We start from the raw sequence: 20,766 nt of genomic DNA on the forward strand, positions 1-20,766 counted from the left end.
CACGATGTGGGGCGCCATTGATTTGGGGGGCACGAAGATCGAGGCCTGCTTGTACGACGCGCAGCTGCAACCCGTGCAGCGCCAGCGCGTGGCCACGCCGCAGGGCGCGTACGCCGGGCTGCTCGACGCGATCGAGCAGCAATGCCTGTGGCTGCAAGGCTGCGCGGGCGACGCGCACCTGCCCATCGGCATGGGCATTCCGGGGCTGATCGACCGCCAGACCGGTCTCTCGACGACCGCCAATTTGTCCGCCATGGGCCAGCCGCTGCAGGCCGATCTGAGCGCCCGCCTGGGGCGCCCGATCGCCGTGGAGAACGACTGCAAATGCTTTGCCCTGTCCGAGGCGCAGGGTGGCGCCGGCGCAGGGCAGGCGCTGGTGTTCGGTCTGATCCTCGGCACCGGCGTCGGTGGGGGCCTGTGCCGCCAGGGCGAGCTGATGCTGCACCACCTCGGAATCAGCGGCGAGGTGGGCCACGTGGCCCTGCCCGTGCACTGCACCGAGCAGTGGCGCCTGCCCGTGCTGCGCTGCGGTTGCGGGCGCACCGGCTGCTACGAAACCTATGTGTCCGGCCCGGGCATGGCGCGGCTGTGCCAGCACCTGACGGGCCGGGCCTTGGGCGCGCAAGACATCGCGCAGGGGCACGCCCGCGGCGACGCGCAGCTGCAAACCGTGTACCGCGTATGGCTGTGGCTGCTGTGCGAGCTGCTGCACACCATGCAATTGGCCATCGACCCGGACTGCGTGGTGTTCGGTGGCGGGCTCTCGCGCATTCCCGGCCTGCCCGAGCAGGTGGCCCAGGCCTTTCCCGCGCACCAGCTCCCGGGTCTGCGCGCGCCGCGCTTTGCGAGCGCGCAGTTTGGCGACAGCAGCGGCGTGCGCGGTGCGGCCATTTTGGCGCAGCGACTTCAGGAAAACTACCGTGCAATACCTGCGTGATCTGAACCAACGCAACCGCGCCGACCGTGCCAGCCTGGCGAGCACGCCGTCGGTATGTTCGGCCCATCCCCAGGTGCTGTTGGCGTCCCTGCTATGCGCCCAGGCCCGGCAACGCCCCCTGTTGGTCGAGGCCACGAGCAACCAAGTCAACCAGTTTGGCGGCTACACCGGAATGCAGGCGGCGGACTTCATCGCCCACGTGCATCGCATTTGCCAGGCCCACGGCGTGGACCGCAGCCTGGTGCTGTTTGGCGGCGACCACCTGGGTCCGCAGGTCTGGCGTGACCAAGACGCAGCGCGCGCCATGGCGCACGCGCAGGCCCTGGTCGCGTCCTACGTGCAGGCGGGCTTTGGAAAAATTCACCTGGACTGCTCCGAGGGCTGCGCCGGTGAGGCCGCGCAGGTGGGCGACGCGCTCAGCGCCGAGCGCGCCGCGCAGCTGGCGCAGGTGTGCGAGCAGGCAGCGCCGGACCCGCAGAGCCTGAGCTATGTGATCGGCACCGAAGTGCCGCCGCCCGGTGGCGCGCGCGCCGAGGACGGCCCCGTGCACGCGCTCGCGACCTCGGCGCACAGTGCCCGCGAGACCCTGGCCGCGCACCAGCAGGCGTTTGCGCAGCGGGGCCTGGAGCCGGCCTGGGCGCGCGTGGCCGGCCTGGTGGTGCAGCCCGGGCTGGAGTTCGGTCCCGACCACGTGCAGCACTTCGACCTGCAAGCGCCCGACCTGCTCTCGCCGGTGCTCACGCCGCACCCGCAGCTGGCGTTTGAAGCCCATTCCACCGACTACCAGAAACCGCCCGTGTTTGCCGCGCTGGCCCGGCGCCATTTCACCGTGCTCAAAGTGGGGCCGGCGCTGACCTTTGCCTATCGGCAAGCGGTCTACGCCCTGGACGCGCTCGCCGCCTGGCTCGCACCCCCAGGCCCGCGGGCAGCGCTGGCGCAGGTAATGGAGCAGCTGATGCTGGCCGACCCGCAGCACTGGCGCCGGCACTACGGCGGCGACGCGCAGACGCTGCGACTGCTGCGCCACTTCAGCTACGCGGACCGCGTGCGCTACTACTGGGCGCAGCCTGCCGCCAGCCAGGCCGTCGCGCAGCTGATGCAGTGGCTCGCGGAGCAGCCCCGGCCCTTGGCGCCGCTGCTGGAACAGCATTTCTCCGACCCCGTGCAGGCGCTCGCGCAAACGCTGCAAGGCCAAGGTTTTGACTGGGCGCAGGCCCTGGTGCTGGCGCAGGTGCAAGCCGCCTTGCAGCCCTATTGGCTGGTGCAGGATGCCGCCCATGCCCCAGGCCCCTGAGTTCGACGGGCGCCGCACGGCGGCTTGGTGCCTGCATGCGCAGCAGGTGTTCGACGGCCACGCGCTGCGGCCGGAGCAGGCCCAGGACCCGATCACCCAGGGCCTGCCCGTGTGGCGGCGAGGGCAGGGCACGCTGGCGCCGGGCCCGTTCGAGCGCCACGGGTTTGACTGGGCGCAGGCCCTGGTGCAGGACGCAGCCCATGCCGTCCCAGGCCCCTGACTTTGACTGGCGCCGCACGGCGGCCTGGTGCCTGCATGCGCAGCAGGTGTTCGACGGCCACGTGCTGCGGCCGGAGCAGGCTGTAACGGTGGTGCATGGGCGCATTGCAGCCGTGGGGGCGGTCGATGACCCGGTCAACCAGGGCCTGCCCGTGTGGCGAGGGCAGGGCACGCTGGCGCCGGGTCTGTTCGACATCCAGGTGAACGGCGGAGCCGGGCGCATGTTCAACAACACGCCCGACGCCGACACCCTGCGCCACATCGGCGCGGCCCTGGCGCGCGCCGGCACGACGGCCTGGCTGCCGACCTTCATCACCGACAGCGCGCCGCGCATGGCGCAGGCCGCGCGGGCCATAGAGGCCGTGCATGGCAGCCAGGGGGTGGTGGGGGTGCATTTCGAGGGCCCCCACATCAGCGTGCAGCGACGCGGCGCGCATCTGGAGCAGCACATCCGCCCGCTCGACGACGCCACGCTGGACCTGCTCGCGCGCTTGCGCGCCAAGCAGATTCCGGTACTGCTCACGCTGGCGCCCGAGCAGCAAGCCCGGGGCAGCATTGCCCGGCTCTGCGCCATGGGGGTCACCGTGTCCCTGGGCCATACCGCGGCCAACGCGGCGCAGGTCCACAGCGCCTTGGCCGAGGGAGCCAGCTGCTTCACCCACTTGTTCAACGGCATGGCGCCGATGGGCGCGCGCGAGCCCGGCGTGGTCGGCGCTGCGCTCGACAGCCCCGCCTGGTGCGGCGTGATCGCCGACGGCCACCACGTGGCCGACGCCGTGCTGCGCGTGGCAATCCGTTCCCGGCCCGTGGCAGACCGCATGGTGCTGGTGTCCGACGCCATGGCCACCACCCATGGCCCCCCGCAGTTCGATCTGTATGGCGAAACCATCCGCGTGGTGCAGGGCAGGCTCGTGAACCAGGCCGGCTCCCTGGCCGGTGCCCATATCGACCTGGCCAGTTCCGTGCAAGGGCTGATCACCCGGGTCGGGATCGATCCCGCACAGGCGCTGCGCATGGCCACGCACAACCCGGCGCAGCTCATGGGCCTGGCGCATGCAGTGGGCCAGCTGCGCCCCGCAATGCCCGCCCGCATGGTCCTGTTTGACGCCGACTGGGGCTTGGCCGCCCAGTTCTGACTTCCATGTAGCCATGGGTCTGGCGGCGGCGCGGATAGCCAGAGCGTCCGAGCACGCGCGGCCGATGCACGTGGAACGCGCCCCCTCGTCCTGACCGGGGGCGAACTGCATCACCGCGCGCGCGGCCAGAAATTGCGCAATGCATGCATGGCTCGATGTGCACGATCACCGTGCGCCGCGTCCCATCCAGGGCGAGCCCCATTTCCTGAAGATCAATCCACCCTCGCTGGGGGGCCTGAAACCGTCCCTTCAGAACCGCAGCATAGTGAACAAGCAGTCAAAAGTAAATTGGGTTATATTTTGTGCAAATTTCGCGCACCCACACTGCACTCGACACCAGACACTCCCATGCTCAACACCCACCCGGTGGACCCGCGGACAGGTCCAAGGCAAGCTACCCGCCAGCAGCCGCCAACAGCTATTGTGCATGAATGGTTTCCATATGTGCATGCTGGTTTCCACGCGAAACGACGACGAACCCTCGCGGCGGCTGCATGCAGCGGCGCTTGACCGTTGCGCTGGCATGCTGTCTCGGCGCGTCCGTGCATGCGCAAACGGGCATTCCTGATCCATCCCCGGAACTCCAGCGGCAGGACCGCCAGCGCAAGGAGCTTCGCCAGCAGATGGAGGAGGCGCCTGCACAGTCCGCGCCGGGCCCGCTCACCAAAACCCCGGTGCACCAACGATTGCCCGACGAGCAACCATGCGCCTTGATTCACCGGGTGCTCATTCAGGGTGTTTTGTTTTCCGAGGAACTGCAATCGGCCCTGAGCGGCATCAATGCCGATGACCCGCCTTACGGAAGGTGTCTGGGCAGCCAGGGCGTCACCCTGCTCATTCAGCGGGTGCAGCAGGCGCTGGTCGAGCAGGGCTACGTCACCAGCCACGTGCACGTGCCGGAGCAGGACCTGAATTCAGGCGAGTTGCTGCTTCAGATCAACGAAGGCCGCGTGGCGCGCATCCGTGCCGAATCAGCGGATGTTTCCCTGCCCAGTTGGGTATGGGCCGTTCGGGAGGGAGACATCCTCAATTTGCGCAACGTCGAGCAGTCTGCCGAAAACCTCCAGCGCCTGCCCAGCCTCAGAACCGGAATCCGGATCGAACCGGGCGAAGCACCGGGCACCAGCGACTTGGTCGTGGACATGCAGCCGGGCCGTCCCTGGCGTCTGGGCCTGTCCATGGACGATGACGGCCTCAGAACCACAGGCAAGCTGCAAGGCAACGCCACCTTGGCCTGGGACGACCCGCTGGGTCTGGGCGACACCTTGTCCATCGCCAAGGGCCGGGACTTGGGCCAGAAGGACAGCGGCCCCCGCGGCAGCCGCAACCAGATCGTGCGCTACAGCCTGCCCTGGGGCTACTGGCTGGTGGGGGCCACGTTCAGCGACAACCGGTTCGGGCAGACGGTGTACGGCCCGTACGAGTCCTACCTGTACAGCGGCACGTCAGGCCAAAAGGAGTTCTCCCTGTCCCGGGTGCTGCAACGGGGCAGGCGCAGCAAAACCACGGCCAGTTTCAAGGGCTTTATGCGCCAGTCAAACAACTACATAGCCGACTTGGAGGTGCGGGTGCAGCGCCGCCGCAGCGCCGGATGGGAGTCCGAGATCCAGCACTTGCAGTACCTGCAAGCGGGCACCTTGATGGCGCAGCTGGCGTATCGCCGGGGTACCGGGGCATTCCATGCGCAGCCCGCCCCGGAAGAATTCACCGGGCGGGGCACGGCCCGCATGGGGCTGACGACCGGTTTGCTGCACTGGGTCATGCCCCTGAACACCGAAGGCCACCCCTGGCAATACAGCACCCAGCTGCAAGGGCAGTGGACACGCAACCGCTTGACGCCGCAGGACCGTTTCTGCCTGGGTAGCCGTGCCACGGTGCGCGGTTTTGACGGGCAGCAGACGGTGTGCGGCGACCGGGGGCAGCTGTGGCGGCAGGAGCTGACCACCGGTCTGCCCGCGGCGCTGGATCTTGCCCGTGGCGTGCAGGTGTACGCCGCCCTGGATGCCGGGCGCAGCACGACACCGGAGCAGGACAGAGCCCATCGCCTGTCGGGCATGGCATTGGGATTGCGCGGCCAGCACAAGGTGGCAGACGCTGACCCGGTGCCCTACTCGGTGCAATGGGAGGTTTTCCTGGGCAAGCCCCTGTCCCGCCCCGAAGAAATCGCCACGACCAAACGCACTGCGGGTTTCAGCCTGCGCGTCGAATTCTGAAACCCGTTCAAACAAAACCACCGCAGGAAACTTCATGAATCGTAACCGTTACCGCATTGTCTTCAACAAACGCCGGGGTGAACGCATGGCCGTTGCCGAAACTGCGCAAGGCAGTGGCAAGAGCGCCGCAGGAGAGGGTGGGGCAGGGGCGGGCAGCGGACAGGCGCCCTCCTTGCCAGCAGGAGGACATTGCCGCCCGGTGGCCCTGGCCCTATGGCTGGCCCTGGGGGCCTTGCCCATGCCCATGGCCTGGGCACAAATCATTGCGGACCCGGCGGCACCCGCCAACCAGCGCCCTACCGTGCTCAGCGACGGCACCCGTCCGCTGGTCAACATCCAGACCCCCAGCGCAGCGGGGCTGAGCCGCAACACGTACGCACAGTTTGACGTGCCCGCCAGCGGCATCGTGCTCAATAACTCGAGCAGCAACCCCTGGCTCTACAACGGCGTCCTGGCCAAGACCATCCTCAACGAAGTCAACTCCACCGACCATAGCCATAGCCGCATCAACGGGGCCGTCACGGTCAACGGCGCGGCGGCGCAGGTCATCGTGGCCAACCCCCGCGGTATCTCCATCGACGGGGGCAGCTTTGTCAACGCCAGCCGGCTCACCCTGACCACCGGCACGGCGCAGGTGGCCAACGGAGCCTTGACCGGCTTCAACATGCGCAGCGCCGGAGTGGTCGCCATCTATGCGGGCGGCCTGGACAACAGCGCCACCCCCTACACCGACATCATGAGCCGTGCCTTCCAACTATCAGGCAGGCTCCAGGCGCAAAACCTCGGGATCACCATAGGCGCGCAAACCGTGGCGTATGACACGGGGCTCATCAGCAACCAGGATAGCAGCGATCCGCCCTCTTACTATGTGATGGACAGCTTCCCCTTGGGCGGCATGCACGCCAACAACATCAGCATCCTGGTCACCCAAGCGGGTTTGGGCGTGCGCAACTGGGGCATCTGGCAAGCTAACGGTGGGCAGATCGCCGTCACGGTCGATGGTCGGCTGCAAAACTATGGCACCTGGCAGGCCCGCGGTGGACAGATCGCCGTCACGACCCATGGTCAGCTGGAAAACCGGGGCACGATTGCAGCCGGCGCGGTCAGCTTGGTTGCCGCCAAGGGGCATATTCACAATACCGGCTCCGTCCAGGGCACACGGAGCGTTGTCACCGCTTCAGAAGGAGATACCTACCTGTATGGTGCAGGCCTTGCCCAGCAAACCGCAGGCAGTGCCGTGGTCATCAGCGCCAAGGGGGAGGTCAAGCTTGTCAACGACACCAACTACGGTGCTGCCCAAGTAAGCAGCACCGCTGGTGGCGGACAAGTGAGCATCAGCGCCGGACGCAACATCGACCTTGACCCCGGTACATCCGTGGCAGCCGACAAGGATGTGCAACTGCGCAGCGATGCCCTTGTGGTGGCCCGCCACAATGCCAGCGTCACGTCGCGCAGCGGCAACGTCTCGATCCTGTCGGGCACGGGCATTGCCTTGGACGACAGCACGGTCACGGGCCAGCAAGTCCATCTGGAAACCGGGGCCGAGTTCAGGGACAGCGCAGCCAACATATGGATCACGGGCGGCAATGTCCGTGGGCAAACCCAAACCACGGCGCTGGCCACCGGGGACATTCGCGTCTCCAGCCCCGGCAGCACAGCGGTCAGCAGTGACGGCAACGTACACATCCAGGCGGCTCGGGCGGTGGACATTGCCGCAGCCAGTACCATCGCCGCAGGCCAGCACATGAGCGTGATGGCAGGCACCGCCCTGACCCTGCATGCGAACAGCGGCCGCACGGCCACGAATGGCGAGAAAGTGCGCCTGAGCGCCGGCGGCAACATGCTGGTCTCGGGCGGCAGCGTCACGGCCACGGGCTCGAGTTTGAGCGCCGGGAAAAACCTCACTATCGAGGCCAACGATGGCTCCGTCAGCCTGAACGCGCTGTCCAACGCCGCAGGCGCCAGCGTGGACAGAATCACCCTCAGTGCGGGCGATGACTTGAAGGTCTCCGCCTTCAAGGGCAGCCTGTTCGCCACGGGCCTGCAAGCCAACGGGCGCAACATCAGCCTGGCGAGCACGGGCACCACCCGCGTGGCCAGCAGCACCGCCTACGTCGGCAGCAACGTCGTGGCCGTAAGCAGCGAGCTCAGCGCCAGCGAAGGCATCACGCTGGCCAGCGTCGCGGGCGGCACGAGCGGCCAGGTAGAAGTGGTGTCCTCCGGTCTGAACGCGGGCGGGCAAGTCCGTTTGTTGGCCGACGACATGGTCTTCATCTCGGCGGACACCAACACCATCGAAGGCGTGGTCAGCCCCGCGACCAGCGGCATCACTGGAGGCAGTGTGCTCATACAGGCCGAGACCGTGCAGACCGACGCCGCGCGCATCCGCGCCAATGGCAACAAGAGCAGCCCGGAGAAATCCGGCGACATCGCCATCACGGCCACCGGCGACATCCTGCTGGACACGCACACCGGCGTCGCCAGCCAACTCAACAGCACGGGCAACATCGCCCTGCATGCGAACCGCCACCTGACGTTCGCGCAGACCCAAGTGAATGCGGGAGGAAACCTCTCGGGCACCAGCGCCACGGGCCAGATCAACGGCACCGGCGCGAGCCTGGTGGCCCGCGACCTGCTCAGCCTGAGCAGCAAGGACGCGCAAACGCACACCAATGGCCGCTACAGCAGCGGCGCGGCGACGATCTTCAACCAAACCGGCCACTTGGCCTTGAACGGCACCAGCGTGCACGCCACTGGCACGTCGGGCGCGTCGGGGCTGGACGACGTCAGCGGCCAGATCAGCGTGGAATCGGGCGGCACCATGGAGATCGATGCCCACTCCCTGCTCGCGAGCAGAACCGACCTGTCCATGATCAAGGGCCTGGGGGACTTCAACATAGGCCCCCTCACGGCCAACTCGAGCCACAGCCTGACGATGATCACGCGCAACGGCAACATCAACCTCACGGGCAGTGCAGGCACCGCCGGTGTGGGCAGTTCCCCGAGGGTGGTTGCGTACGCCAACGGCGACCTCACCCTGGTGGCCAACAACATCCTGCTGGAAGGCAGCTACCTGCGAGCAGTACACGGGACCCTGAACCTTACCGCCACCACGGGAAACATCACGGCCACCGCGCTGCGGGCGTCAAAGACCGAAGCGGGTTTTCTCAACCACTACTGGGATTACGTGCAACTGCTGGGCGGCCGGGGGGTGAACGTTCGCGCTGCGGGCCACATTGACATGGATGGCGTGTTCGTGCACAGCCATGACAGCGTGAACATACAGTCCGGGGGCGACACCACCATTGCGGGCAAGCATGGCCGCTGGACAGTGGACAACCGAGCCTATCCGGGCGGCTGGTTCCAGGATGAAGTACTCCTCTGGCCAAGTGACATCAAAGGCAACACCGGGGTCAACATCGGCGCGCAAGGGGGCAACCTGACTCTGAACGCCACCTCCATCAATGCAGCCAGCGGCAAAGCCAGCCTGCAAGCCTCGGGGCATATCAAGCTGGAGGCGGCGCAAAAGCATCGCTTGCACCGGTCCAGGAGTGAGCGCAGCTACGAGACGTGCATATGGGTCTTCTGCAACGACGTTGACGAGACCACCCATCGCCACCACGAATACCTGACCAACTCGCCCGTGACCGTGACGGCGCAGGACATTGAGGTCAAGGCAGGCAACGACCTGACCACCTACGGCACACAATTCCATGCCAGCCGCAATCTGGCGCTGCAAGCGGGGGACGGCATCCGCTACTACGCGGTCTGGGACCAGCAATACATCTCGGACACCACCTACCAGGAACAGAGTTTTTTGGGCTGGACTTGGGATCGCAACACCACGATCAACAGCACCCAGCTCCTCGCGGGCCAGCCGACCCAGCTGCAAAGCCAGAACGACATCCTCTCGAACTCCGGAGGCAACCAACTGCTGCAAGGCACGCAGGTGCGCTACGGCGGGAGGGCGGCCTTTAACCCCGGTGTGGGCGAGAGGGCCAGAGCCGACGCGCAGATCATTCTGGAGCTCCTGACGAACACCGTCACCCAGACCCGCACGCAGGACGCCAACTACGTCGTCTGGCAAAGCAAGATCAATTCGGGCAGCACGACACAGACGGGGGTGCTGCCCAGCTTTACGGGGCCAAGCGCTCCCGTGTTCAACGCACCGGGGGGTCTGGTGGTCCAGATTCCCGATGGCGACTTCAGGCGGCAGATTCAGACGCTGAGCCAGCAGCCGGGCATGGACTACCTGAACACCCTGGTGAACCGCACGGACGTGAACTGGCAACCGGTCAAGCTGGCGTTCAACACATGGAACTACAAGCAGGAGGGCCTGACGCAAGCGGGTGCGGCGCTGGTCGCGGTGGCCGTGGCCTGGGCGCTGGGGCCGGCGGGAGCGGGCCTGATCAGCAGCGCCACCACCACGATGGGCATGATGGGCAACGCCGTCCTGAGCAGCCTGGCCAGCCAGGCGGCCATTGCGCTCATCAACAGCAAGGGCGACCTGGGCGAGGCCCTCAGGACGCTGGGATCAAGCCAGACGGTCAAGGCCACGATCGCGGCGGCGCTGACCGCCGGGGTGCTGGACAAGCTCGGCGCCACCAGCACCATGACGGACCTGTCGAGCAGGACCGGCTTCTCGGAAAAGCTGACCTACAACCTCATCAACGCCACCGGAAGGGCGCTGACGACCACGGCCATCACCGGAGGCAATCTGGAGGACGCGCTAAAGGCCGCCCTGATCAGCGGCCTGGTGGACACGGCGCACGGCCAAGCGGCCAGCCAGATCAAGGGCCTGGAGGCCGAGTACCTGGCGCACAAACTGGCGCATGCGCTGGCCGGCTGCGTGGCTGGGGCGGCGGCGGGGGGCAGGTGCAAGGACGGTGCCATAGGCAGTGCGATAGGCGAGGTGGTCGCGGGCATGTTCAAACCGGCCAACGGCATGTTCTATACCGCGACCGAAAAAGCCAATGTGCTGGCGTATAGCAAGCTGGTGGCCGGGGCGGCGAGTGCGTACGCGGGGGGGAATGCACAGACGGCCATTACTACGGCGGAAGTGGCGGTTGAGAACAATATTCTCTTCGTGGTGCCGCTGGTCTATGTGCTGGCCGTCGCTGCGGGCTACACCATCGGGGTCGGTGGCGGCGATCCTGTGGCGGGCCTGCAAAGCATCGGCCAGGGCAAGGATCCCTTGAGCCAGGCCCTCGCCTGGGGCACAGAGAAGACAGTGTCGCTGTCCATGGACGCCTACCCCAAGGAAACGACGGCCGTGCTCGACTTCCTGAGCGGGGTGGGGAAGACCATTGATGCCACGGTCACCTACGCCGATGACAGGACCGGTCGGGTGGTCAGCACCCAATGGAACAGCCTGAGCCCGGCCACGCGCGATACGCTCAAAGGTGGGGGCAAGGTCCTTAGCGTGGTGCTGGGTGTTAGCCATGTGCGGGCCATCAAGACCATTATTTCCACTCCAAGAGCCGTAGGCGTGCTAACGCCCGACGCTACCGTTCGGAAACCCGTAGGCGCGGCGACGCCTGACGCTGCCACTCCGAAACCCGTGGATGCGGTGACGCCTGACGGTGCTGCTCCGAAGCCCGTGGACGTGGTGACGCCTGACGTTGTCATCATGAACGTCGTAGACTGGACGATCAAGCGGCGCGGGAAGGCTTGGGAAGAATACCAAGCGAAAAAACACCCTGACTATGATGTGCTCGATAAAAGGCAACCCAGCCACAAGGCATTTGACCTCCATCATCCGATCACGGGCCATGCGATAAGCGCCAAGACCATAGACACCCTGGGACTGTCACGCGGTGGAAAGCCCATGTCGCCAAGAAATGCAAAGAATACTTTGATGGATGCCATCAAGGACGCCAGGGATTATAAGAAAGATGTTGATATTCAACCGAAGGCAATCGAAACAGAAAAGGTCAAATCACGATCCGTTGAAGTGGCCATCCCGGCTGGAACCCCGGTCGATGTGCGTAATAAATTGAACGAAGCTGTAGAATGGGGTCGCAGCCAGGGTGTTCAGGTAATTATCAGTGTAACATCAAATTGAGGATGCCATGTCTTTTAAATGTTCCGTCGATGATGTCACGGGTAGAATCGAAGTTTACCGCTTTGGCACTTTCTATCGATTGACCAGTTGCAGATACGCATCGAGCTTGGCCGGCCTGGACCTGGACCAGGGTTTGGATGAATTTCTGCCTATAACCGTCAGCGATGCCGAATTCGGTGCGGCCATTCGCCGCTGCTACGACGCCACCCGGTTCGATGACTGGGACATACTATCCGGGGAAGAAGCGGCAAAGGCAGAAACCCGCGAGTGGAAGAAAAAATTGACCCTGTGGAGACGCAAGGCGCTGGAAATAACGGACTGCAAAAACTTGGAAGAACTTTATGAGGACGTCCGCCATTCCAGCAGCCGCCGCACCAAGGGCGTGTATTTCTTCTCCAATAGCAGTCGGAGAAAGCCGTTTGGTTTTTTCTCGATTCCCAGCCATTTCCCAGACTATCGCGAGTTTATCGTCAATCAACCCGCCAGCGATGAAATGCTGGGGCAAACCGCAAGGGCGGCACTCGATGCCGGGGTACGAAACGCTCGGCCACCACCTGATTGAGTCCTGCATCGCGTTCTGGATTGAGACTCACGGCCTCGATATGTGACCCGTTGCGCGTGGCGTCAGACCAGCGTGCCGGGTTGCGCGCGTGAGCGTTCATGTTTTGGTTGATGGGCTGAGCCGTGAGACGGGGGCTGAGTCGCTACGACAAAATCACGAACCATTGAATTGGCCATCCCGGACGGAATCCCGGTCAATATGTATAAGAAATTGGACGAGGTTGCAAAAGAGACTCTCGCCCAGGGGGGTGGTGAATATCAGTGTAGTAGTAAAGTGAGGCCATCATGTCTTTCAAATCTCTCCCCAACGATATCACGGGTGAAATCGAAATCTACCGCTTTGGTGCTTTCTATCGATTGACCAGTGTCATGTATGCATCGGGCCTGCAAAACACGGACCTGGACCATGGTCTGGACGAATTCCTGCCTACAACCATCAGCGATGCCGAATTCGGTGTGGCCATCCGCCGCTGCCACGACGCCACCCGGTTCGAGGACTGGGACACCCTGCCCATGGGAGACGCGGCAAAGGCAGAAATCCGCGAGTGGAAGAAAAAATTGGTCCTGTGGAAACACAAGGCGCTGGAGATGACGGGTTGTAAAAACCTGGACGAACTCTATGAGGACGCCCGCTATTCCAGCAGCAGCCGCACCAAGGACATGTATGCCTTCTCCAATAGCAGTCGGGATAAGCCGACTGAATTCTCCTCGATTCCCGGCCATTTCCCCGACTACCGCGAGTTTATCGTCAAGCAACCCGCCAGCGACGAAATGCTGGGGCAAGCCGCAAGGGCGGCACTCGATGCCGGGGTACGAAACGCCCTGCCACCACCGCGCGTGCGGCGCGGGTCAATATAGTTGTCGCCTCATTCAAACAGTCATCGGTTGAATATCCCGTGCACGCGAATGTGTCTTGATGACTGAATCGCGTTCGGGGTTGAAACTCACGGCCTGGATGTGTGACCCGTTGCGCGTGGCACCTGACTAGCGTGCCGGGTTGAGCGCGCGAGCGCTCATGTACAGCATGTGCCGAGCGGGCAGATCACCGCAGGCCTGCACATGAGCGTCATGGCAGGCACCGCCCTGACCCTGCGAGCGAACAGCGGCCGCACGGCCACGAATGGCGAGAAAGTGCGCCTGAGCGCCGGCGGCAACATGCTGGTCTCGGGCGGCAGCGTCATGGCCACGGGCTCCAATTTGAGCGCCGGGAAAAACCTCACTATCGAGGCCAACGATGGCTCCGTCAGCCTGAACGCGCTGTCCAACGCCGCAGGCGCCAGCGTGGACAGAATCACCCTCAGTGCGGGCGATGACTTGAAGGTCTCCGCCTTCAAGGGCAGCCTGTTCGCCACGGGCCTGCAAGCCAATGGGCGCAACATCAGCCTGGCGAGCACGGGCACCACCCGCGTGGCCAGCACCACCGCCTACATGGGCAGCAGTATCGTGGCCGTAAGCAGCGAGCTCGTCGCCCGCGAAGGCATCACGCTGGCCAGCGTCGCGGGCGGCACGAGCGGCCAGGTAGAAGTGGTGTCCTCCGGTCTGAACGCGGGCGGGCAAGTTCGTTTGCTGGCCGACGACATGGTCTTCATCTCGGCGGACACCAACACCATCGAAGGCGTGGTCAGCCCAGCGACCAGCGGCATCACTGGAGGCAGTGTGCTCATACAGGCCGAGACCGTGCAGACCGACGCCGCGCGCATCCGCGCCAATGGCAACAAGAGCAGCCCGGAGAAATCCGGCGACATCGCCATCACGGCCACCGGCGACATCCTGCTGGACACGCACACCGGCGTCGCCAGCCAGCTCAACAGCACGGGCAACATCGCCCTGCATGCGAACCGCCACCTGACGTTCGCGCAGACCCAAGTGAATGCGGGAGGAAACCTCTCGGGCACCAGCGCCACGGGCCAGATCAACGGCACCGGCGCGAGCCTGGTAGCCCGCGACCTGCTCAGCCTGAGCAGCAAGGACGCGCAAACGCACACCAATGGCCGCTACAGCAGCGGCGCGGCGACGATCTTCAACCAAACCGGCCACTTGGCCTTGAACGGCACCAGCGTGCACGCCACTGGCACGTCGGGCGCGTCGGGGCTGGACGACGTCAGCGGCCAGATCAGCGTGGAATCGGGCGGCACCATGGAGATCGACGCCCACTCCCTGCTCGCGAGCAGAACCGACCTGTCCATGATCAAGGGCCTGGGCGACTTCAACATTGGCCCTCTCATAGCCACCGCGAGCCACAACCTGACGATGATCACGCGCAACGGCAACATCAACCTCACGGGCAGCGCAGGCACCTCCGGTATGGGCAGTTCCCGGAGGGTGGTTGCGTACGTCAACGGCGACCTCACCCTGGTGGCCAACAACATCCTGCTGGAAGGCAGCTACCTGCGAACAGCAAACGGGGCCCTGAACCTCACAGCGACCACGGGCAACATCACGGCCACCGCGCTGCGGGCGTCGAAGACCGAGGCGGGTTTTCTCAACCACTACTGGGATTACGTGCAACTGCTGGGCGGCAGGGAGGTGAACATTCGCGCTGCGGGCCACATTGACATGGATGGCGTGGACGTGCGCAGCCATGAAAGCGTGAACATACAGTCCGGGGGCGACACCACCATTGCGGGCAAGCATGTCCGCTGGACAGTGGACAACCGAGCCTATCCGGGCGGCTGGTTCCAGGATGAATTAATCCTCTGGCCAAGCACCATCAAGGGCTACACCGGGGTCAACATCGGCGCGCAAGGGGGCAACCTGACGCTGAACGCCACCTCCGTCAACGTCACCAGCGGCAAAGCCAGCTTGCAAGCCTCGGGGCATATCGAGCTGAAGGCGGCGCAAAAGTATGTCTTGTTCCGGTCCAAGAGTGAGCGCAACTACGAGACGTGCATATTGTTGAGGACCGTCTGCAACGACATTACCGAGACCACCCATCGCCACCACGAATCCCTGACCAACTCGCCCGTGACCGTGACGGCGCAGGACATTGAGGTCAAGGCAGGCAACGACCTGAACACCTATGGCACACAATTCCGTGCCAGCCGCAATCTGACGGTGCAAGCGGGGGACGAGATCCACTACTACGCGGTCGGGGACCAGCAATACATCTCGGAAACCACCCACCGGGAACGGAGTTTCTGGAACATACTGACTTGGGATCGCAGCACCACGATCAACAGCACCCAACTCCTCGCGGGCCAGCCGACCCAACTGCAAAGCCAGAATGACATCCTCTCGAACTCCGGAGGCAACCAACTGCTGCAAGGCACGCAGGTGCGCTACGGCGGTACGGCCGCCTTTAACCCCGGTGTGGGCGAGAGGGCCAGAGCCGACGCGCAGATCATTTATCAGCTCCTGACGAACACCGTCACCCAGACCCGCACCCAGGACGCCAACTACGTCGTCTGGCAAAGCAAGATCAATTCGGGCACCACGACACAGACGGGGGTGCTGCCCAGCTTTACGGGGCCAAGCGCTCCCGTGTTCAACGCACCGGGGGGTCTGGTGGTCCAGATTCCCGATGGCGACTTCAGGCGGCAGATTCAGACGCTGAGCCAGCAGCCGGGCATGGACTACCTGAACACCCTGGTGAACCGCACGGACGTGAACTGGCAACCGGTCAAGCTGGCGTTCAACACATGGAACTACAAGCAGGAGGGCCTGACGCAAGCGGGTGCGGCGCTGGTCGCGGTGGCCGTGGCCTGGGCGCTGGGTCCGGCGGGAGCGGGCCTCATCAGCAGCGCCACCACGACGATGGGCATGATGGGCAACGCCGTGCTGAGCAGTCTGGCCAGCCAGGCGGCCATCGCGCTCATCAACAGCAAGGGCGACCTGGGCGAGGCCCTCAGGACGCTGGGATCAAGCCAGACGGTCAAGGCCACGATCGCGGCGGCGCTGACCGCCGGGGTGCTGGACAAGCTCGGCGCCACCAGCACCATGACGGACCTGTCGAGCAGGACCGGCTTCTCGGAAAAGCTGACCTACAACCTCATCAACGCCACCGGAAGGGCCCTGACCACCACGGCCATCACCGGAGGCAATCTGGAGGACGCGCTAAAGGTCGCGCTCGTCAGCGGCCTGGTGGACACGGCGCACGGCCAGGCGGCCAGCCAGATCAAGGGCCTGGAAGCCGAGTACCTGGCGCACAAACTGGCGCATGCGCTGGCCGGCTGCGTGGCTGGGGCGGCGGCGGGGGGCAGGTGCAAGGACGGCGCCATAGGCAGCGCCATAGGCGAGGTGGTCGCGAGCATGTTCAAACCGGCCAACGGCATGTTCTACACCGAGACCGAGAAAGCCAATGTGCTGGCGTATAGCAAGCTGGTGGCCGGGGCGGCGAGTGGGCGTTGTTGCATAAATCCCGAACCACAAGCGTGCTGATGTTTGTGCGCACAACGGCGATGCAAGCAGCAAGCGCTGCTGTCAGTCGCGACACGGACCAGGTACATTTCCGACCTTTTGCCAGAGAACATGCGCAGAGACACCAGCCAACGAACCGAGCCCAAGGCGACCTACCGTGTCAAGAACTGGGCGCAGTACAACGCCGGACTGATTGCCAGAGGAGATATCGAGGTGTGGATCGACAAGAACCTTCTGAGGCCCGCACCGGCTGCGGATGTCTGCAGGCGCGGACGTCCGATCATCTACCCGGATGCCGTTATCCAAGGCTTGCTCAGTCTCAAGCAGGTGTTTGATCTGCCGCTGCGTGCGCTGCAAGGATTCGCTCGAAGCCTGCGCCAGCTTGCCTTCCCGGATCTGCCGGTACCCAACTACACAACCTTGAGCCGCCGCGCGCAAAGCCTGCAAGTCGTCTTGCCCGCGCTGCGCCCGAGCGAGCCACTGCACTTGGCCGTTGACAGCACAGGCCTCAAACTCTACGGCGAGGGCGAATGGAAGGTGCGCACACACGGTTGGTCCAAGCGCCGCACCTGGCGCAAGGTCCATCTGGCGATGGACACAAAGACCGGCCAGATTTGCGCGGCGTTGATGACCCACCAAGAGATGGGCGACAGCGAGGCCCTGACCGATTTGCTTGAGCAGATTCCGTCCGAAACGCCGATTGGCATCGTCGGCGGCGATGGCGCCTACGACACCAAAGCGTGCCACGCGCAGATTGCCGCACGCGATGCGACGCCCTCGATTCCCCCGCGCGAAGGCGCCATGCCCTGGCCGCAGGCCACGCCGGGCGCAACTTGGCGCAATGCGGCCATTGACGAGATCGCAAAGAGCAGCCGACGCGAATGGAAAAAAGCCAGCGGCTACCACAAGCGCTCGCTGGTGGAGAACCTGATGTACCGTCTGAAGACGCTGACCAGCCATTTCCTGTGGGCACGCACGATTGGCTCGCAGGCCACCGAGGTTGCCATCCGTGCGGGCGTGCTCAATCGCATGGCCTCTCTGGCTCGCCCGCAGTCCGCACGCCTCACCTGAATTAGTGTTCCTGGGGAGGTACATCTTCGAAGGTCGATTTATGCAACAACGCCCGGCGAGTGCGTACGCGGGGGGGAATGCACAGACTGCCATTACTACGGCGGAGGTGGCGGTTGAGAACAATAGTCTCATGTCCCCGCTGGCCTATCTGCTGGCCGCCGCCACGGCCGCTGCGGTCTACACCACCGTGGTCGGTGACGGCAATCCTATGGCGGGCCTGGAAATCATCGGCCAGGGCAAAGATCCCTTGAGCGAGGCCCTCGCCTCGGTCACAGAGAAGGCAGTGACGCTGTCCATGGCCGAATTCCCTCAGGAAACGACGGCTATGCTCGACTTCCTGAGCGGGGTGGGGGAGACCATCGATGCCATGGTCACCTACACCGATGAAAAGACCGGTCGGGTGGTCAGCACCCAATGGAACAGCCTGAGCCAAGTCACGCGCGATAGGCTCAAAGGTGGGGGCGAGGTCACCACCGTAGTGCTGACCCGTGGCCAAGTGCGGGCCGTCAAGACTATTATTACCGCTCCAAAAGTCGTAAACTGGACGACGCCTGACATTACCACTCGGGGCGCTGTAAACTGGTTTACGCCCGACAAAAATCTGCGCGGGGAGTCCTTTGAAAAACACTTGGAAAAAACCAAATACTCCAAAGAAAATGGCTATATTAATCTTAATGAAAGGCAACCAAACCACAAGACCTTCGACTCCTATAACCCGACCACGGAGCATGCGGTAAGCATCAAGACCATGGACACCCTGGGACTGTCAGGAAGCAATCCCATGCCGCCATGGAGGGCGGCCGGCTATTTGCGGGATTACGTCGAGAAGGTGAGGAGTTATGAGAGAGTAGGTCAACCGAATGGAATCTACGAAGAACGAATCCAATCACGAGGCATTGAATTGGCCATCCCGGAAGGAACCCCGTTCAAAGTGCGTGAGGCATTGGACGAGGTTGCAAAAAAGGCTCTCGCTAAGGGGGTTGTAGTGAATATCAGTGTAGTAGTAAAGTGAGGTCATCATGTCTTTCAAATGTTTCTCCAAAGATGTCACGGGTGAAATCGAAATTTACCGCTTTGGCACTTTCTATCGATTGACCAGTCGCATGTATGCATCGGGCCTGTCCGGAACGGACTTGGACCATGGTCTGGACGAATTCCTGCCCACAACGGTCAGCGATTCCGAATTTGGTGCGGCCATCCGCCGCTACCACGATGCCACCCGGTTCGAGGACTGGGACGCTCTGCCCAGTGGAGAAGCGGCAAAGGCAGCAAACCGCGAGTGGAAGAAAAAATTGGTCCTGTGGAAACGCAAGGCGCTGAAAATGACGGGTTGCAAAAACCTGGACGAACTCTATGAGGATGCCCGCTACTCCCGCAGCATCCGCACCAAGGACGTGTATGTCTTCTTCAATAACAGTCGAAATAAGCCGACTGAATTCTCCTCGATTCCCAGCATTTTTCCCGACTACCGCGAGTTTATCGTTGAGCAACCCGCCAGTGACGAAATACTGGGGCAAACCGCAAGGGCGGCACTCGATGCCGGGGTACGAAACGCCCTGCGGCCACCGCGCGTGCGCGGGTCAATATAGTTGTCGCCTCATTCAAACAGCCATCGGCTGAATATCCTGTGTGCGCGAATGTGTCTTGATGACCAATTGCGTTCGGGGTTGAAGCTTACGGCTGCGATGTGTGACCCGTTGCGCGTGGCGCCAGACCAGCGTGCCGGGTTACGCGCGCGAGCGCTCATGTACAGCGCGTGCCGAGCGGTCAGGATCGCTTTGATCACGATCCATTGAATTGGCCATCGTCCCGGTCAAAGTGCGTGATGCATTGGACAGTGCAGCAATATGAGGTCGCCCAAAGGGTGTTCAGGTGAATATCACTATAACAGTAAGGTGAGGTCATCATGTCTTTCAAATGTCTCTTCAGCGATGTCACGGGTAAAATCGAAATTTACCGCTTTGGTACTTTCTATCGATTGACCAGTTGCACGTGCGAATCGGGCCTGTCCGGCACGGACTTGGACCATGGCCTGGACGAATTCCTGCCCACAACGGTCAGCGATTCCGAATTTGGTGCGGCCATCCGCCGCTGCCACGACGCCACCCGGTTCGAGGACGTGGACGCCCTGCCCACGGGAGAAGCGGCAAAGGCAGCACACCGCGAGTGGAAGAAAAAATTGGTCCTGTGGAAACGCAAGGCGCTGGAAATGACGGGTTGCAAAAACCTGGAAGAACTCTATGAGGACGCCCGCTACTCCAGCAGCACCCGCACCAAGGACGTGTATGTCTTCCTCAATAACAGTCGGGATAAGCCGACGGAATTCTCCTCGATTCCCAGCATTTTCCCCGACTACCGCGAGTTTATCGTTGAGCAACCCGCCAGCGACGAAATGCTGGGACAAGCCGCAAGGGCGGCACTCGATGCCGGGGTACGAAACGCCCTGCCGCCACCGCGCGTGCGGCGCGGGTCAAAATAGTTGTCGTCTCATTCAAAAAATGGCTATGTTATGTTTGACAAAAGACAACCAAACCACAAGACCTTCAACTTCTTTAACCCGACCACGGGCCATGCGGTAAGTGTCAAGACCATGGACACCCTGGGACTGTCAGGAAGCAAGCCCATGACGCCAGAGGGGGCAGCGGGCTATTTGCGGCGGTACGTCCAGGAGGTGGTAGATTATGGGAAATCAGTGCATCAAACGAATGGAGTCCCAGAAAATTCTATCCAATCAAAAACCATTGAATTGGCCATCCCGGAAGGAACCCCGATCAAAGTGCATGATAAATTGAACGAAGTTGCAAGAGATGCTCTCGTCCAGGGGGTCCAGGTGATTATTAGTGTGGTGGCAGTAAAGTGAGATCATCATGTCTTTCAAATCTCTTCCCAAAGATGCCACGGGTGACATCGGAATT

At 63.3% G+C, this 20,766-nt stretch carries 14 protein-coding genes and 1 pseudogene; 14 read left to right on the top strand and 1 reads right to left on the bottom strand.

What is annotated here, in order from left to right:
• Window positions 1-4: 4 nt before the first annotated feature.
• The 12 genes from D5041_RS10205 to D5041_RS10260 all read left to right on the top strand — a co-directional run bounded on the left by D5041_RS10205 (window position 5) and on the right by D5041_RS10260 (window position 19,440).
• Window positions 5-937: an ROK family protein gene (locus tag D5041_RS10205; protein WP_265257453.1), complete on the top strand. Its 933-nt coding sequence runs from the start codon at window positions 5-7 to the stop codon at window positions 935-937.
• Window positions 921-2,231 carry a class II D-tagatose-bisphosphate aldolase non-catalytic subunit gene (locus D5041_RS10210; RefSeq protein WP_265284648.1) on the top strand — a complete coding sequence of 437 codons (1,311 nt, stop codon included), beginning with the start codon at window positions 921-923 and terminating at the stop codon, window positions 2,229-2,231. Before D5041_RS10205 ends, D5041_RS10210 begins: the two co-directional genes overlap by 17 nt.
• Complete coding sequence (locus D5041_RS10215) at window positions 2,215-2,451, top strand: hypothetical protein (protein WP_010105497.1); 237 nt, start codon at window positions 2,215-2,217, stop codon at window positions 2,449-2,451. Before D5041_RS10210 ends, D5041_RS10215 begins: the two co-directional genes overlap by 17 nt.
• On the top strand, window positions 2,432-3,586 hold the full coding sequence (locus D5041_RS10220; protein ID WP_265284649.1) for an N-acetylglucosamine-6-phosphate deacetylase: 1,155 nt from the start codon (window positions 2,432-2,434) through the stop codon (window positions 3,584-3,586). Before D5041_RS10215 ends, D5041_RS10220 begins: the two co-directional genes overlap by 20 nt.
• Before the next feature lie 506 nt (window positions 3,587-4,092).
• Window positions 4,093-5,799, top strand: a complete 1,707-nt coding sequence (locus D5041_RS10225; RefSeq protein WP_265284650.1) for a ShlB/FhaC/HecB family hemolysin secretion/activation protein — start codon at window positions 4,093-4,095, stop codon at window positions 5,797-5,799.
• A 34-nt stretch (window positions 5,800-5,833) separates the two neighbouring features.
• Window positions 5,834-11,863: a two-partner secretion domain-containing protein gene (locus D5041_RS10230; RefSeq protein ID WP_265284651.1), complete on the top strand. Its 6,030-nt coding sequence runs from the start codon at window positions 5,834-5,836 to the stop codon at window positions 11,861-11,863.
• A gap of 7 nt (window positions 11,864-11,870) precedes the next feature.
• Complete coding sequence (locus D5041_RS10235; RefSeq protein WP_265258164.1) at window positions 11,871-12,425, top strand: contact-dependent growth inhibition system immunity protein; 555 nt, start codon at window positions 11,871-11,873, stop codon at window positions 12,423-12,425.
• Window positions 12,426-12,709: 284 nt separating this feature from the next.
• Window positions 12,710-13,282: a contact-dependent growth inhibition system immunity protein gene (locus D5041_RS10240; protein ID WP_265258163.1), complete on the top strand. Its 573-nt coding sequence runs from the start codon at window positions 12,710-12,712 to the stop codon at window positions 13,280-13,282.
• A 201-nt stretch (window positions 13,283-13,483) separates the two neighbouring features.
• Window positions 13,484-16,801, top strand: a complete 3,318-nt coding sequence (locus tag D5041_RS10245; protein ID WP_265284652.1) for a DUF637 domain-containing protein — start codon at window positions 13,484-13,486, stop codon at window positions 16,799-16,801.
• A gap of 90 nt (window positions 16,802-16,891) precedes the next feature.
• Complete coding sequence (locus D5041_RS10250; RefSeq protein ID WP_265284258.1) at window positions 16,892-17,851, top strand: IS5 family transposase; 960 nt, start codon at window positions 16,892-16,894, stop codon at window positions 17,849-17,851.
• 130 nt (window positions 17,852-17,981) lie between these two features.
• Window positions 17,982-18,863 (top strand): endonuclease toxin domain-containing protein, encoded by an 882-nt coding sequence (locus tag D5041_RS10255; RefSeq protein ID WP_265284653.1) that lies wholly within the window; start codon window positions 17,982-17,984, stop codon window positions 18,861-18,863.
• 7 nt (window positions 18,864-18,870) lie between these two features.
• A complete protein-coding gene (locus D5041_RS10260) occupies window positions 18,871-19,440 on the top strand; it encodes a contact-dependent growth inhibition system immunity protein (RefSeq protein ID WP_265284654.1) in 570 nt (189 codons plus the stop codon).
• An 8-nt stretch (window positions 19,441-19,448) separates the two neighbouring features.
• On the opposite strand, the pseudogene D5041_RS22120 reads toward D5041_RS10260, so the two are convergent.
• A pseudogene (locus D5041_RS22120) lies at window positions 19,449-19,628 on the bottom strand (hypothetical protein); the annotation flags it as partial.
• A 129-nt stretch (window positions 19,629-19,757) separates the two neighbouring features.
• Here D5041_RS22120 and D5041_RS10265 point away from each other — a divergent pair.
• Both D5041_RS10265 and D5041_RS10270 read left to right on the top strand, forming a co-directional pair.
• A complete protein-coding gene (locus tag D5041_RS10265) occupies window positions 19,758-20,330 on the top strand; it encodes a contact-dependent growth inhibition system immunity protein (RefSeq protein WP_265284655.1) in 573 nt (190 codons plus the stop codon).
• Between the two features lie 30 nt (window positions 20,331-20,360).
• Window positions 20,361-20,711: an endonuclease toxin domain-containing protein gene (locus D5041_RS10270; RefSeq protein ID WP_265257441.1), complete on the top strand. Its 351-nt coding sequence runs from the start codon at window positions 20,361-20,363 to the stop codon at window positions 20,709-20,711.
• Window positions 20,712-20,766: the final 55 nt, after the last annotated feature.

This window comes from Verminephrobacter aporrectodeae subsp. tuberculatae (assembly GCF_026127385.1).
Classification (GTDB): domain Bacteria; phylum Pseudomonadota; class Gammaproteobacteria; order Burkholderiales; family Burkholderiaceae_C; genus Acidovorax; species Acidovorax aporrectodeae.